The 15,238-nt window shown below is 60.0% G+C and carries 12 protein-coding genes; 3 read left to right on the top strand and 9 right to left on the bottom strand.

Going from position 1 to position 15,238, the window contains the following annotated elements:
- Window positions 1-24: 24 nt before the first annotated feature.
- Entirely contained in the window at window positions 25-855 is an 831-nt protein-coding gene (locus FCH38_RS10650; RefSeq protein WP_174373737.1) for a DeoR/GlpR family DNA-binding transcription regulator, read from the bottom strand.
- A 199-nt stretch (window positions 856-1,054) separates the two neighbouring features.
- Here FCH38_RS10650 and FCH38_RS10645 point away from each other — a divergent pair, with 199 nt between their 5' ends.
- Together FCH38_RS10645 and rhaI are read left to right on the top strand one after the other, a co-directional pair.
- Complete coding sequence (locus tag FCH38_RS10645) at window positions 1,055-3,151, top strand: bifunctional rhamnulose-1-phosphate aldolase/short-chain dehydrogenase (RefSeq protein WP_174373736.1); 2,097 nt, start codon at window positions 1,055-1,057, stop codon at window positions 3,149-3,151.
- A 187-nt stretch (window positions 3,152-3,338) separates the two neighbouring features.
- Window positions 3,339-4,631, top strand: a complete 1,293-nt coding sequence (rhaI, locus tag FCH38_RS10640) for an L-rhamnose catabolism isomerase (protein ID WP_174373735.1) — start codon at window positions 3,339-3,341, stop codon at window positions 4,629-4,631.
- A 286-nt stretch (window positions 4,632-4,917) separates the two neighbouring features.
- Here rhaI and panB read toward each other — a convergent pair whose 3' ends face one another.
- From panB to FCH38_RS10600, 8 genes are all read right to left on the bottom strand, one after another.
- Window positions 4,918-5,757, bottom strand: a complete 840-nt coding sequence (gene panB / locus FCH38_RS10635) for a 3-methyl-2-oxobutanoate hydroxymethyltransferase (RefSeq protein WP_174373734.1) — start codon at window positions 5,755-5,757, stop codon at window positions 4,918-4,920.
- Window positions 5,754-6,632, bottom strand: a complete 879-nt coding sequence (gene panC, locus FCH38_RS10630) for a pantoate--beta-alanine ligase (protein WP_174373733.1) — start codon at window positions 6,630-6,632, stop codon at window positions 5,754-5,756. Before panC ends, panB begins: the two co-directional genes overlap by 4 nt.
- Before the next feature lie 141 nt (window positions 6,633-6,773).
- On the bottom strand, window positions 6,774-7,550 hold the full coding sequence (locus FCH38_RS10625; protein WP_174373732.1) for an enoyl-CoA hydratase-related protein: 777 nt from the start codon (window positions 7,548-7,550) through the stop codon (window positions 6,774-6,776).
- Window positions 7,540-8,466, bottom strand: a complete 927-nt coding sequence (locus FCH38_RS10620) for a hydroxymethylglutaryl-CoA lyase (protein ID WP_174373731.1) — start codon at window positions 8,464-8,466, stop codon at window positions 7,540-7,542. The genes FCH38_RS10625 and FCH38_RS10620 overlap by 11 nt, the downstream gene beginning before the upstream one ends.
- A 1-nt stretch (window position 8,467) precedes the next feature.
- Entirely contained in the window at window positions 8,468-10,462 is a 1,995-nt protein-coding gene (locus FCH38_RS10615) for an acetyl/propionyl/methylcrotonyl-CoA carboxylase subunit alpha (protein WP_153514580.1), read from the bottom strand.
- Window positions 10,463-10,469: 7 nt separating this feature from the next.
- Complete coding sequence (locus FCH38_RS10610; RefSeq protein WP_153514581.1) at window positions 10,470-12,071, bottom strand: carboxyl transferase domain-containing protein; 1,602 nt, start codon at window positions 12,069-12,071, stop codon at window positions 10,470-10,472.
- A gap of 7 nt (window positions 12,072-12,078) precedes the next feature.
- Window positions 12,079-13,251: an isovaleryl-CoA dehydrogenase gene (locus tag FCH38_RS10605; protein ID WP_153514583.1), complete on the bottom strand. Its 1,173-nt coding sequence runs from the start codon at window positions 13,249-13,251 to the stop codon at window positions 12,079-12,081.
- Window positions 13,252-13,330: 79 nt separating this feature from the next.
- Window positions 13,331-13,804, bottom strand: coding sequence for an Lrp/AsnC family transcriptional regulator (locus FCH38_RS10600; RefSeq protein ID WP_153514585.1), 474 nt, complete (start codon window positions 13,802-13,804; stop codon window positions 13,331-13,333).
- A 261-nt stretch (window positions 13,805-14,065) separates the two neighbouring features.
- Here FCH38_RS10600 and FCH38_RS10595 point away from each other — a divergent pair, with 261 nt between their 5' ends.
- The gene (locus tag FCH38_RS10595) at window positions 14,066-15,229 is read left to right on the top strand and encodes an acetyl-CoA C-acyltransferase (RefSeq protein WP_153514587.1); all 1,164 of its coding nucleotides are present in this window, start codon (window positions 14,066-14,068) and stop codon (window positions 15,227-15,229) included.
- The last annotated feature ends 9 nt before the right edge of the window (window positions 15,230-15,238 follow it).

Genomic DNA, 15,238 nt, shown 5'->3' with positions numbered 1-15,238 from the left:
TTGTTTTTCCTTGATCGGTGCTCCTCAAGCGACCGAAGAAGAATTCTCCTCATCCGGCGGACCGGCTGTTTTATCCGCCGCCACCGCGCCGGCAATCAGCAATTCGACGCCGGCATTTTCCACCATCCTCGCCGCTTCATCCGAAATCCCGTCATCGGTGATGATGGTCGAGACGTTTTCGAGCGGGCAAAGAATGAGGCTGGACCGTTTTCTGAATTTCGAGGAATCGACCATGACGATCAATTCTTCCGCCTGTCGCATCAGCTTCTGTTCGCTCTGGATGACCAGCGCGTCCGATTCCATGATGCCAAGTGCGCCGACGCCCTGCGCGCCGAGAAAAATCCGCCGCGCATAAAAATTGCGGATCGCATCGTTTTCGAAGGGCGACAGGATAAGGCTTTGGTCGCGATAGATCGCGCCGCCCGGTACGCTGACGCTGCATTTGGAATGCTTGACCAGATGCTCGGCAATCGCGAAGGAATTGGTCATCACCTGCAGCCTGCGCGCCGCCATGTAATGCACCATCTGGAATGTCGTCGTGCCGCCATTCAGGATGATCGCGTCACCCTCATGGCAGAGATCGACCGCTTTGCGCGCAATTGCGCGTTTCTTGTCGATGTTGACTGATTCGGACACACGGAAGGGGCGGGCGGCGAGATTGCCGAGCTGCGGCGGATGCACCGCCTCCGCCCCCCCGCGCACACGCCGCAACTTGCCCTGAACATGCAAAGACGCGATATCCCTGCGGATCGTCGCTTCCGACGCATCCGTCAGTTCAGCAATATCCTGCACCGTCACGACAGCTTTTTCCTGCGTGGCGCTCAAGATGATGCGATGGCGTTCGCGTTCGTGCATGGGGTCCTCCTGATTGTGATTATTCGCAATCTCTTTAACTTGTCAATCAAGAACGATCAAATTAAACAATTTCGCGGTGCAACATGAAAATTTATGATCGTTTTTGATTGACATTGTGCTTTTGCATGCGCGATACCTGCGATCAATGGATGCGGGCCGATGCCGGTGCCGCCAATGCAGACCGATATGGGAGGAAGACATGACGGGAACATCCCGCCTTCTCGAAAGCCGTTGGGACGACGCTTACGCCAGAACGCTCGATGAGCCCGGCAAGCTGCTTTATCGTTCCAATCTGCTGGGTGCTGACAAGCGCATCACCAATTACGGCGGCGGAAACACCTCCGCAAAAGTGCTGGAAACCGATCCGCTGACTGGCGAGAAGGTCCGCGTCATGTGGGTCAAAGGCTCCGGTGGCGATGTTGGCACCATCAAGATCGATGGCTTTTCGACACTCTATCTCGACAAGCTGGAAGCGCTGAAGGGCATCTACAAGGGTGTTGCTGACGAGGACCGCATGGTCGGTTTCCTGCCGCATTGCACCTTCAACCTCAACCCGCGCGCCGCCTCCATCGATACGCCGCTGCATGGTTTCGTGCCTTATGATCACGTCGATCATATGCATCCGGACGCGATCATCGCGATTGCAGCGTCGAAGAATTCGAAAGAACTGACGCAGCAGATCTTTGGCGATGAAATCGGCTGGCTGCCTTGGCGTCGTCCCGGTTTCCAGCTCGGTCTCGATCTGGAAGCTTTCGTCAAGGCCAATCCGAAGGCCAAGGGCGTGGTGCTGGAAAGCCACGGCCTGTTCACCTGGGATAACGACGCCAAGGCCTGTTACGAACTGACGCTCGCCATCATCAACAAGGCGATCGAATGGTTTGCGGGGCAGACTGAAGGCAAGACGATCTTTGGTGGTGCCGTGGCCAAGAGCCTGCCTGAGACTGAGCGTCGCGCCATCGCTGCCCGGCTGATGCCGGAAATCCGTGGCCGCATTGGCCGCGAGGAGCGCAAGCTCGGTCATTTCGATGATCAGGATGCGGTTCTCGAATTCGTCAATTCGAATGACCTGAAGCCGCTCGGTAATCTCGGCACGTCCTGCCCGGATCATTTCCTGCGCACCAAAATCCGCCCATTGATCCTCGACCTCGATACGGCAAATCCCGATGTGGATGCGCTGATGGCCGGTCTGGACAAGGCGCTCGAGGCTTACCGGGCCGATTACACACGTTATTACGAAGCCTGCCGCCACGACAATTCGCCTAAAATACGCGACCCGAACCCGGTGATCTTCCTGATCCCCGGTGTGGGCATGTTGTCCTTTGCCAAGGACAAGGCCACCGCTCGTATCGCCGGTGAATTTTATGTCAACGCCATCAATGTCATGCGCGGTGCTTCCACCGTGTCCGAATATCAGGGTCTTCCCGAGCAGGAAGCTTTCGATATCGAATATTGGCTGCTGGAAGAGGCAAAGCTGCAGCGCATGCCGAAGCCCAAAAGCCTTGCCGGCCGCGTGGCCTTCGTCACCGGCGGCGCTGGCGGCATCGGCCGGGCAACGGCGGAACGGCTGGTGGCCGAGGGCGCCTGCGTTGTGCTCGCCGATATTGACGAGGCGGCGCTGGAAGCCGCAAAGGGCGATTTCGCCAAGCGCTACAGCGCGGACGCGGTACGCAGCGTCAAGCTGGATGTGACGCAGGAAGACGCCGTCATTTCCGCTTTCGCACAAGCGAGTGTGGAATTCGGCGGCGTGGATATTCTCGTTTCCAACGCCGGCATCGCTTCCTCCGCGCCGGTGGAAGAAACCACGCTCGCCATGTGGAACAAGAATATCGACATTCTCGCCACCGGTTATTTCCTCGTGTCGCGCGAAGCATTCCGGCTGCTGCGACGGCAAAATCTCGGTGGCAACGTCGTGTTCGTCGCCTCGAAGAACGGTCTCGCATCCTCGCCTAACGCTTCGGCCTATTGCACGGCCAAAGCAGCGGAAATCCATCTGGCCCGTTGCCTTGCTCTCGAAGGCGCTGAAGCCGGCATTCGAGTCAATACCGTCAATCCCGATGCGGTACTGCGCGGTTCGAAGATCTGGAACGGCGAGTGGCGCGAGCAGCGTGCTGCTTCTTCCAAGATCGAAGTAACCGATCTGGAGGAACATTATCGCAAGCGCTCGCTGCTGAAGCTCAACGTGTTGCCGGAAGATATTGCAGAGGCGATCTACTTCCTGGCATCCGATGTTTCGGCCAAGTCGACCGGCAACATCATCAATGTCGATGCCGGTAATGCGCAGAGTTTTACGCGATAAGGCGTTTGGCGCGTTCTTACTTTCGTCATTCCGGCCTTGAGCCGGAATACAGCCGACGCGCGTTTGCGCGGCGAGAAGGGTCTTTTCAGCCCAAGGATTTGGGCTGGCTGGATACCGGCTCAGGGCCGGTATGACGGATTGAGCGTGATCAACTAGCATGTACGGATTGATTTCCGGGGAGGAAAAAATGACCGAGACGAAAATCACCGCCGATTTGATCGCGGTTGAAAATGGCAAGCGCGCAGCCGCGCATAAGGAAGACTACGACGCGCTCGGCAACCAGCTTGCGCGTCGCAACATCGATATCGATGCTGTCACCGCGAAAGTTGCGGAATTTTTCGTCGCCGTGCCTTCCTGGGGCGTGGGCACCGGCGGTACCCGTTTTGCCCGTTTTCCCGGCACGGGAGAGCCACGCGGCATTTTCGACAAGCTCGATGATTGCGCCGTCATCAACCAGCTGACGCGCGCCACACCGAATGTCTCCCTGCATATCCCGTGGGACAAGGAAGATCCGAAGCGGTTGAAGGCCCATGCCGATGCGCTGGGTCTCGGCTTCGACGCCATGAATTCCAACACGTTTTCGGATGCGCCGGGCCAGAGCCATTCCTACAAATATGGTTCGCTCAGCCACACCGACGCCGCCACGCGCCGGCAGGCTGTTGAGCACAACATCGAATGCATCGAAATCGGCAAGGCCATCGGCTCCAAGGCGCTGACGGTGTGGGTGGGCGATGGTTCGAACTTCCCCGGCCAGAGCAATTTCACCAGAAGTTTCGAGCGTTATCTTGCCGGCATGGCCGATATCTACAAGGCGCTGCCGGATGACTGGCGCATCTTTTCCGAACACAAGATGTATGAGCCGGCGTTTTATTCGACCGTCGTGCAGGATTGGGGCACCAATTACCTCATCGCCAATACGCTCGGCGAAAAGGCCTTCTGCCTCGTCGATCTCGGCCACCATGCGCCCAATACCAATATCGAGATGATCGTCGCCCGGCTTATCCAGTTCGGCAAGCTCGGCGGTTTCCACTTCAACGACAGCAAATATGGCGATGACGATCTGGATGCCGGTTCGATAGAGCCATACCGCCTGTTCCTCGTTTTTAACGAGCTGGTGGATGCGGAATATCGCGGCGTAAAGGGTTTCCATCCGGCCCACATGATCGACCAGTCGCATAATGTGACGGACCCGATCGAAAGCCTGATCTCCAGCGCCAATGAAATCCGCCGCGCCTATGCGCAGGCTCTGCTGGTGGATCGCGCCGCTCTCGACGGCTACCAGCAGGATAATGATGCGCTGATGGCTTCCGATATGCTGAAACGGGCTTATCGCACGGATGTAGAACCGATCCTTGCGCAGGCCCGGCAATTGGCTGGCGGTGCGATCGATCCAATCGCGACCTACCGTGCGAGTGGTTATCGCAGCCTCGTTGCGGCGGAACGGCCGGCTTCGGTTGGCGGTAGCGGCGGTATTGTGTAGGGTTGATGTTGCAGGGATAAGCGCTGGTTCCAAGCGTTATCGACAAGCTTGCCTCAAACACGACGTCATCCTCGGGCCTGTCCCGAGGATCTGCAACATATTGGTTTTATTCAACATGATTAGATCCTCGGCACAGGACCGAGGATGACGTCGAGAGAATGCACCCTTCACTGCAAGGGGCGGCAGCCTGTCCAAAAACTTAAACCGGACAGGAGTGGGCTTGGCCCGAGCATGACGGAGGCGAAGGCGTTGGTCACGGACCTCGCCCGCTCTATACCTTGGCCCGTCACTCCCCCGAAGGCGGTTGCTTGCGCACCTGAAACGTGTGCTCCGGCCCAGGAAACGCGCCGGAACGCACCTCATCGGCATAGTCCCTTGCCGCACCCGAAACCGTCGAACCAAGATCGGCAAATCGCTTGACGAATTTCGGTTTGAAGTCGGTGAAGAGGCCGAGCATGTCGTCGGACACCAAGACCTGCCCGTCGCAGGCCGGCGATGCGCCGATGCCGATGGTGGGGACGGAAAGTTTCTCGGTCAGCTCGCGGGCAAGCGGCTCGACGGTGCCCTCCACGACGATGGCGAAGGCGCCGGCCTGATCGACCGCAATTGCATCGCGCCAGATTTTCTGCGTTTCCGCCTCCGAATGTCCGAGCGAGCGGAAGCCGCCGGCGGTGTGGACCAGTTGCGGCATCAGCCCGACATGGCCGAACACGGGAATGCCGCGCGCTACCAGAAAGGCGATGGTTTCGGCCATTTCTTCGCCGCCTTCCAGCTTCACGCCGTCGCAGCCGGTTTCCTGCATCACCCGCACCGCGTTGCGAAAGGCCTGTTCCTTGGATTCCTGATAGGTGCCGAAGGGAAGATCGACGATGACGCAGGCATGCTCGACGCCGCGCATGACGGCGCTGCCATGGGCGATCATCATATCCAGTGTGACGCCAACCGTCGTGTCCATGCCGTAAAGCACCATGCCGAGGGAATCTCCTACCAGCAGCAGATCGCAATGCGGATCGAGCAGGCGGGCGATCGGCGTCGTATAGGCGGTGAGACAGACGATGCGCGCCTCACCTTTCATCTGCCGGATGGAGGCTGTCGTCAGCCGCTTCAGTTTTCCATGGGTGCTCATTGGGCAGCCTCTCTTTTTTCAGTTCTGTCGCGGCCGATGACGCGGTTATCGAGGAGCCGCGTGCTGCCGAAGCGAACGAACAGCGCCACCAGCACGGGGCCTGCCTGCACGGAGGCAACCGGCGCCAGCGTATCGGGATCGCGCACCGCAACGACCTCCGGCGAAGCCAGCGGCTCAGAGGCGATGAACTTTTCTATTGCCGCTTCGAAGGTGGCCGGATCGTCGAGGCCTTGGTCATAAAGCCGGTTGGCTTCCTCAAGCGCTCGCGGCACGATCACGGCGGCGGCGCGTTGCTCAGGGCTTAGATAGACGTTGCGCGAAGAACAGGCCAGCCCATCTGCCTCGCGCACCGTAGCGACGGGAACGACCCGCACCGGCTGGGCAAGGTCTTCCACCATGCGGCGGATCAGCGTCACCTGCTGATAGTCTTTCTCGCCGAAATAGGCGGCATCCGGCTGGACGAGATTAAAAAGCTTGGTCACGACGGTGGTCACGCCGGCAAAATGCCCCGGCCGCACCGCACCTTCCAGCTGGCTGCCCAGTTCCAGCACATCCACGATGGTCGACATCGGGCGCGGATACATCTCCGTTACCTCGGGTGCGAAAAGAATATCGACGCTGGCCTCTTCCAGCAGCGCGCTGTCGCGGGCGAGGTCACGCGGGTAACGCGCCAGATCCTCATTCGCGCCGAATTGCAGCGGATTGACGAAGATGGAAACCACCGTCACGTCGTTTTCTGCCTTGGCTTGGGCAACGAGTGTGAGGTGGCCGATATGGAGAAAACCCATGGTCGGCACGAAGCCGACACTCTTGCCTTCGCGGCGAAAGGCGGAAATCGCATCCCGCAATTCGGCGACGGTTTTTACAAGGCGCATGGGGTCTCCTCCGGCTGCCCGATCACCGTCCGGCGAAAGGTGCTGGATAAAACGCGATTTGCCGAACGGGGTCAACGCGGCTGCGGGCATTATATCGATTAGCGCCTCAAGAGACGACGACTGCGGTGAAAGTGCTGCGGTTCAGGACCTGCCGGTCCATATAGGAGGCCGCTTTTCTGCAAAAGCCTGCCGCCCTTCGCGCGCTTCATCGCTGCTGCTGATGGCGGCGATGGCGCCTTCGGCAAAGGCAAGCCGCTCATCGGGTGACATGTCGCGCATCGCCAGCAAGGCTGCCTTTCCGGCTGCGATGGCGCCCGGCGCATTCTGTCGCAGCTTCGCAAGAACATCCTCGATCAAGCCATCGAGTTCGGCCGCAGGCGCGGTGCGATTGACAAGGCCGAGACCTGTTGCCTCCGGGGCGCTGACTGGCTGGCCGAGATAAGCCATTTCCTGAAGCCCGCCCAAGGGTATTTTCGCCAGAAGCTTCGCCGCCACCATGGCCGGGAAAAGCCCGACCCGCACTTCCGGCAGACCAAATTCGGCGTGATCGGCGGCATAGGCAAGATCGCAGGCAGCAATGAGGCCGAGCCCACCGGCCAAGACCCGGCCGTTGATGCGGGCGATGACGATCTTGTCGCAGGTTTCAATGGCGCGCATCACATCGGCAATGGGGTTTGTTCCATCCCGTGAGAGGAACATGCCGCCGGCGCTCTCCTTGAGATCGGCCCCCGAACAGAAACTGCGGTCTCCCGCTGCCGTTATGACCACGGCGCGCAGACCACGGTCACCGGATGCCGCGCGGATGGCATCGGCAAGCGCATCCGTCATGGCGGCGTTGAGGGCATTGTGCACCTCGGGCCTGTTAAGCGTCAGCCACAGAACATCCGTGCGTCTCTCACGCAACAACTCATCCGCCATGCAGGTCACCCTCCTGTTTTGCGGCAAGCAGCGCTTTTCCGGCACGTGCCGCGTTCGGCCTGCCGAGATACCGGCTGATCCGGTCTCCGATCTTCGCCACGGCCATCAGGTCGATACCGGTTTCGATGCCAAGCCCCTGCAGCAGATAAACGACATCTTCGGTGGCGACATTGCCGCTCGCCCCCGGCGCAAAGGGGCAGCCGCCCAGCCCGGCAACGGAACTGTCGAAAACGGCTATGCTTTCCTCCAGCGAGGCCAGCACATTGGCGACGCCCTGCCCATAGGTGTCATGGAAATGCATGGCGATTTTTTCGCGCGGGATACGGGTCGACACCCGCTCGATGACATTGCGAATCCGGTTGGCCGTGCCGATGCCGATCGTATCGCCGAGCGAAATCTCATGGCAGCCAAGCGCGACAAGCGCCTCGGCCATCGCGGCGACCTCATCGGGCGCAACCGCTCCGTCATAGGGGCAGCCGGCAATGCAGGAGACGTAACCTCGCATGTGGATATTTCGGTCGGCGGCCGCCTGCGCGACATCGTGCAGCCGCTTAAGGCTTTCAGCGCGCGAGCAGCCGATATTGTGCTGGCTGAAGCCTTCTGATGCGGAAACGAAAACGGCGATTTCCGTCACACCGGCTTCGATGGCCGCCTCGAAACCTTTCATATTGGGAACAAGCGCCGGATAGGCCGTGCCGGGTCGCCGTCTAAGGCCCTGAAACACCTCTTTCGAACCTGCCATTTGCGGCACTTTTTTGGGTGAAACGAAGGCTCCCGCCTCGATGGCTGCCAACCCGGCTGCGGCCAGCCGCTCGATGAGTTCGATCTTGATGGCGGTGGAAACCTCCGCACTTTCATTTTGAAGACCGTCACGCGCGCCGACTTCGACAATCTTTGCCGCTTGCGGAAAACCCATGTCAGGTGCCCTCCGGCTCGAAATCCACCAGCACCGCACCGGCCGCCACCATATCGCCTTCTGCGCAATTGATAGCGGTAACGGTGCCTTTTGTCGGGGCACGGATCGTGTGTTCCATTTTCATCGCCTCCATCACCACCAGCGCCTCGCCGGCTTCAACGAGCGTACCTTTCTGGCTGAGTACGGCGCGGATAACGCCCGGCATGGGTGCTTCCAGACCGCCGGTATGGGTGGTGGCATCCGCGATATCGACGGGGTCTGGCTGGCTGATGCGATAATGCTCGCCGTCCAGAAAAAGCGTATGGCTGCTGTCCTCGGCGAAGAAATAGCCCTGCCTCTGCCTTCCATCCATGACCGCACGCAGCTTGCCATTCTCTGCGAGATTACCACTGACACGGATCATCCCTCCGCCGATTTCCAGCGAAAACCCGTCCTCATGCGTAACAGCAACCGCGAGCGGCTGGTGGTCGAGAGTGAAATTCAGGGTTTCCCGCGTCGGTGCATTCAGGCGGAAAGCGTTGGTGTTGTTCCATGGGCTATGGGGATCGGCCGATGATGGGGAACTGGTCCCGGCCGCTTTCTGTCGTGACAGAAGGAGGCCGAGCGCAGCTATGGCGATTTCGCTCTCGCCGGTGACTGCGGGGGCGAAAAGCGCTGCCTCGTTGCGGGGGATGAAGCCGGTATCGAGATCGGCGGTGGCAAAAGCCTCGAGCCCTGCAAGCCGCGCCAGAAACGCAACATTGCTGGTGACGCCGCAGATCGCCAGTTTTTCCAGCGCTAGCCGCAGCCGCCGCACGGCGGCGGCTCGGTCGTGATCCCAGACGATCAGTTTGGCGATCATCGGATCATAATGCACGGTGATGGCATCGCCGGCGCGGATGCCGCTGTCGATCCGGAGGTGCGGGCCGTCATCAGGAAAGATCAGACGGCTGACCGTGCCGATCGACGGCAGGAAATCATTTGCCGGGTCTTCGGCATAAATCCGCGCCTCGATGGCATGGCCGTTGATACGGAGATCGGCCCAGCCTTCCGGCAGGGCCTCGCCGTTCGCGACGCGGATCTGCCATTCGACCAGATCGAGGCCGGTAATATACTCCGTGACCGGATGTTCGACCTGAAGCCTGGTGTTCATTTCCATGAAATAGAACTCGCCGGAAGGGTCGAGCAAAAACTCCACGGTTCCCGCACCGCGATAGTCTATGGCGCGGGCGGCAGCGGTTGCCGCATCATACATGCGTTGGCGCAGCTCGTCGGGCAGGCCGGGGGCAGGGGCTTCCTCTATGACCTTCTGGTGCCGACGTTGGATCGAGCAATCGCGCTCGAAAAGCGAAACACAATTGCCATGGCCATCGGCGAAGACCTGCACTTCCACATGGCGTGGACGCTCCAGGTATTTTTCGATCAGCATGCGGTCATTGCCGAAGGCGGCCAGCGCTTCGCGTTTGGCACCGGCAAGCTCGGCTGCGAAGTCGAGCTTTTGCCTAACCACGCGCATGCCCTTGCCGCCGCCGCCGGCAGAGGCCTTGAGCAACACCGGATAACCGATCTTATCCGCCTCGCTCGCCAGCCGTTTCTCGGCCTGCTCATCGCCGTGATAGCCGGGAACAATGGGAACGCCGGCTTTCGCCATCAGCGCCTTCGCTTCGCTCTTGCCGCCCATGGCGCGGATTGCTTGCGGCGGCGGGCCGATGAAAATGAGGTCAGCGGCGGCGCAGGCTTCGGCGAAGGCGGCATTTTCGGACAGAAAGCCGTAACCCGGATGGATCGCTTCCGCACCGGTTGCTTTTGCGGCTGCGATGATTTTTTCCGCATCGAGATAGGAGGCGCGCGCCGGTGCGGGGCCGATGGCGACGGCTTCGTCGGCAAGCGCCACATGCATGGCGTTTCGGTCGGCATCCGAATAGACCGCGACGGTGCGGATGCCCATCCTGGCGGCGGTGCGGATGATGCGGCAGGCGATTTCGCCCCTGTTGGCGATCAGTATTTTCGAGAACATCGTCGCCTCACATCCTGAATATGCCAAAACGGGTGGGTTCTATCGGTGCGTTAAGCGCGGCCGACAGTCCGAGGCCAAGTACGAGGCGGGTATCCTTCGGATCGATGATGCCGTCGTCCCACAGCCTTGCACTGGCATAATAGGGATGGCCTTCCCGTTCGTATTTTTCCCGGATCGGCTGCTTGAACGCCTCTTCGCCTTCCTTCGACCAGTGGCGGCCATCGGCCTCGATGCCGTCGCGCCGGATTTGCGCCAGCACGGAAGCCGCCTGTTCGCCGCCCATCACCGAAATACGCGCATTCGGCCACATCCACAGAAAGCGTGGTGAATAGGCCCGCCCGCACATGCCATAATTGCCGGCCCCGAAGGATCCGCCGATGATGACGGTGAATTTTGGCACCTTGGCGGAGGCGACGGCTGTCACGAGCTTGGCACCATCCTTGGCGATACCGCCCGCCTCATAGGCCTTGCCGACCATGAAGCCGGTGATGTTCTGCAGGAAAACCAGCGGGATGCCACGCTGGCAGCAGAGTTCGATGAAATGCGCGCCCTTCAGCGCAGATTCCGAAAACAATATGCCGTTATTAGCGATGATGCCGACGGGATAGCCATGGATATGGGCGAAACCGCACACCAGCGTCGTGCCGTAAAGCGCCTTGAACTCATCGAATTCAGAACCATCCACCAGACGGGCGATGATCTCGCGCACCTCAAAGGGTTTTCGCGTATCGGCGGGAACGATGCCGTAAAGTTCTTCGGTTGGATAAAGCGGCTCCGCCGGTTCGCGCATGTCCAATTCTACCTGTTTGCGGCGATTGAGGGTGGAGACGATCCGCCGGGTGAGCGCCAGCGCATGGCGATCGTCATGGGCGTAATGATCGGTAACGCCGGATTGCCGGGAATGCACATCCGCGCCGCCGAGGTCCTCCGCGCTCACCACCTCGCCGGTTGCCGCCTTCACCAGCGGCGGGCCGCCGAGAAAGATCGTACCCTGATTTTTGACGATCACGGACTGGTCGCTCATGGCTGGCACATAGGCCCCACCCGCCGTGCAGCTGCCCATCACCACGGCAATCTGGGCAATGCCCTGCGCCGACATATTGGCCTGATTGTAGAAGATACGGCCGAAATGGTCGCGGTCGGGAAACACCTCGTCCTGATTGGGCAGGTTCGCGCCGCCGGAATCCACGAGGTAAATGCAGGGCAGGCGGTTCTCCGTGGCGATTTCCTGCGCGCGCAGATGTTTTTTCACTGTCAGCGGATAATAGGTGCCGCCTTTTACCGTCGCGTCATTGGCGACGATCACACATTCGCGACCTGAGACCCGGCCGATACCGGTGATGATGCCGGCGGCGGGAACGGGTTCGTCATAGACCTCGTAAGCTGCAAATTGCGAAAATTCGAGGAATGGACTGCCGGGATCGAGAAGCGCTTCGATGCGGTCTCGCGCCAGCAATTTGCCGCGGGAAAGATGCCGTTCGCGGGCCTTTTCGCCGGCGCCTTTCGAGATTTTTTCGACGTGCTGTCGCAGGTCGCCTACGAGACCCGACATGAACTCTACATTGGCGGCAAAGGCGGGATCGCGGTTCAGGTTGGAAGTAAGCTTCATCGCGTTCTCACCCGTTGCCCTTAACCAGTTCGCGGCCGATCAGCATCCGGCGGATTTCGCTGGTGCCGGCACCGATCTCGTAAAGCTTGGCGTCGCGCAGCAGCCGTCCGGCCGGACTTTCATTGACATAGCCGGAACCGCCGAGAAGCTGGATCGCATCCAGCGCCACCTGTGTCGCCCGCTCGGCGGCAAAGAGGATAGCGCCGGCCGCGTCCTGCCTTGTGATGCGGCCATTGTCGCAGGCACGGGCCACGGCGTAGACATAGGCACGCGACGCATTCATGGACGAGTAGATATCGGCGATCTTGCCCTGCACCAGCTGGAATTCGCCGATGGGTTTGCCGAATTGTTTGCGCTCGCGGGCATAGGGCAGCACTAGGTCGATGGCCGCCTGCATGATGCCGACCGGACCGGCGGCCAGCACGGCCCGCTCGTAATCCAGCCCGCTCATCAGCACCGTCACGCCGTCATTGAGGCGGCCGAGAATGTTTTCTTCCGGCACCTCGCAATCCTCGAACACCAGTTCTGATGTGGGTGAGCCGCGCATGCCGAGTTTGTCGAGTTTCTGGGCCGGGCGAAACCCCTTGAATCCCTTTTCGATCAGGAAGGCCGTGATGCCGCGCGGGCCGGCGGACATATCCGTCTTGGCGTAAACCACCAGCGTATCGGCCTCGTGACCATTGGTAATCCACATTTTTGCGCCGTTCAGCACATAGCGATCGTCTCTGCGTTCCGCCTTCAGCCGCATCGACACGACATCCGAGCCGGCTTCCGTCTCGCTCATGGCGAGTGAACCGACATGTTCGCCCGAGACCAGCTTCGGCAGATATCTGTGCTTTTGCTCTTGCGTTCCCCAGCGGTGGATCTGGTTGATGCAGAGGTTGGAATGAGCGCCATAGGAAAGGCCGATGGAAGCCGAAGCCCGGCTTATTTCCTCCATCGCCACGCAATGGGCGAGATAACCCATGTCGGCACCGCCGAATTCTTCCGAAACGGTGATGCCGTGCAGACCGAGCTCACCCATCTCTGGCCAGAGCTTGCGTGGAAAACGGTCGTCGCGGTCTATTTCTGCCGCCAGCGGGGCGATTTTATCGTCTGCGAATGCACTTGCGCTGTCACGCAATGCTGCGATTTCCGGGCCGAGATCGGCATCGAAAATGGCGGCGAGGTTCAAACTCATCGCGTCTCCTCCTCCGGACGGTGTTTGCCGTCCCTTTTGTCAGTTGCCGGCACCTCCTCCGCGCCGGCAACCCTCATTTTTACTGCGCGTCACCTCCGGTGAAGGCGGCGGAACGGCGCACGAATGTCTTGATGGCGAAATTGGACTGGATGCGCGACACGCCGGGAACCGTGGTCAGGAAATCCAGTAGCTCCTGATAATGCGGCAGGTCCCGCACCATAGCGTGGATCAGATAATCGGAACTGCCGCTGGTCTGGTAACCGCCCACGACCTCGGGAATGGAGGCGACATGGTGTTCGAAGGTCGTCAGCGCTTCCTTGATCTGCCGTTCCAGCGTGACGGAGATGAAGACGCCCATATTACCGAGCAGCCGGTTCTCATCGAACACGGCGGTATAGCCACGAATGATGCCTTCCTCTTCCAGCTTGCGCACGCGGCGCAGCGTTGGCGTGAAGGAGAGGCCGATGCGGGCTGCCAGATCGCGCCAGCTCACCCGCCCGTCATCGCCGAGCACATGCAGAATCTTGCGGTCGAAACTGTCGAGCTCAATCATGGATCATTTGCTCTATGATATGACTAATTGTTGGATCAAAGATATCGTCAATCAAAAAACTGTCAATCAAAATAGCTTTGAAATGAATTCGAGTTGGTGATAGCGTTCACCTAGAGCGATGGACCGCTCTAGGTTTTTGCTTGGTATCGGATTATCCGAAAACCGCGGCACACTTTTCGGTCCGATGCTTTTGTCGAGGTCTGGAGGAGATCGCGATGACGGTCGTTTTCTCAAGCGAGAGAATGCCCAAGGGAGGTGAATTTGGCTGTGCATGACCCTGTCGTGATCGTCGGGGCCGCCCGTACTGCTATGGGTGGGTTCCAGGGCGAATTCAAATCGGTGGCGGCACCCGATCTTGGGGCCGCGGCGATCCGTGCGGCCGTCGAACGGGCTGCTGTTTCGGTTTCTGATATTGACGATGTATTGATGGGCTGTGTGCTTACGGCCGGGCAGGGGCAGGCGCCCGCCAGACAGGCAGCCATTGCCGCCGGCATTCCCAATTCGATTGGCGCAACGACCATCAACAAGATGTGCGGCTCGGGCATGAAGGCGATCATGCTGGGCCATGACCAGATCGCGGCGGGAAGCTCTTCCATCGTGCTTGCGGGCGGCATGGAAAGCATGAGCAATGCGCCCTATCTGCTGGATCGTGCCCGAAATGGTTATCGTCTCGGCCACGGCAAGGTCATCGACCATATGTTTCTCGACGGTCTCGAAGACGCCTATGACAAGGGTCGGCTGATGGGCACTTTTGCGGAAGATTGCGCTGAAGCTTACCAATTTACCCGCGCCATGCAGGATGATTATGCGCTCGCCTCGCTGGAACGGGCGCGTCGTGCCATCGCGGAGGGAGCGTTCGAGGCGGAAATAGCGCCTGTCGGTGATGTTATTGTTGACGAGCAACCGGGCAAGGCAAGGCCGGAAAAAATTCCGCAGCTGAAGCCCGCCTTTCGCGATGGCGGAACGGTGACGGCGGCCAATTCCAGTTCTATTTCCGATGGTGCGGCCGCTCTCGTTCTCATGCGTCGCTCCGAAGCGGAAAGGCGGGGCCTTTCGCCGCTGGCGACCATTATCGGTCAGGCCTCCCATGCGGATGCCCCTGCCGGATATCCAACAGCTCCCATCGGCGCGATGAAAACGCTGTTCGATAAAACCGGCTGGACGGCGAAGGATGTCGATCTGTTCGAAATCAACGAGGCCTTTGCCGTGGTGGCGATGGCGGCGATGCGCGATCTCGATCTGCCGCATGAGAAGGTGAATGTGCATGGAGGGGCCTGCGCGCTCGGCCATCCGATCGGCGCTTCCGGCGCGAGGATCGTTGTCACCCTGCTGGCCGCCCTGCAGCGTCACGGGTTGAAGCGCGGCGTGGCCGCAGTCTGTATCGGCGGCGGTGAAGCAACTGCGCTCGGCATTGAGCGGCATTAAGGGAGGCGG

This window comes from Agrobacterium tumefaciens (assembly GCF_013337285.1).
Taxonomy (GTDB): Bacteria; Pseudomonadota; Alphaproteobacteria; order Rhizobiales; family Rhizobiaceae; genus Agrobacterium; species Agrobacterium burrii.
The sequence above is the reverse complement of the archived record's forward strand: the minus strand, read 5'-3'. Positions and strand labels throughout refer to the sequence as shown.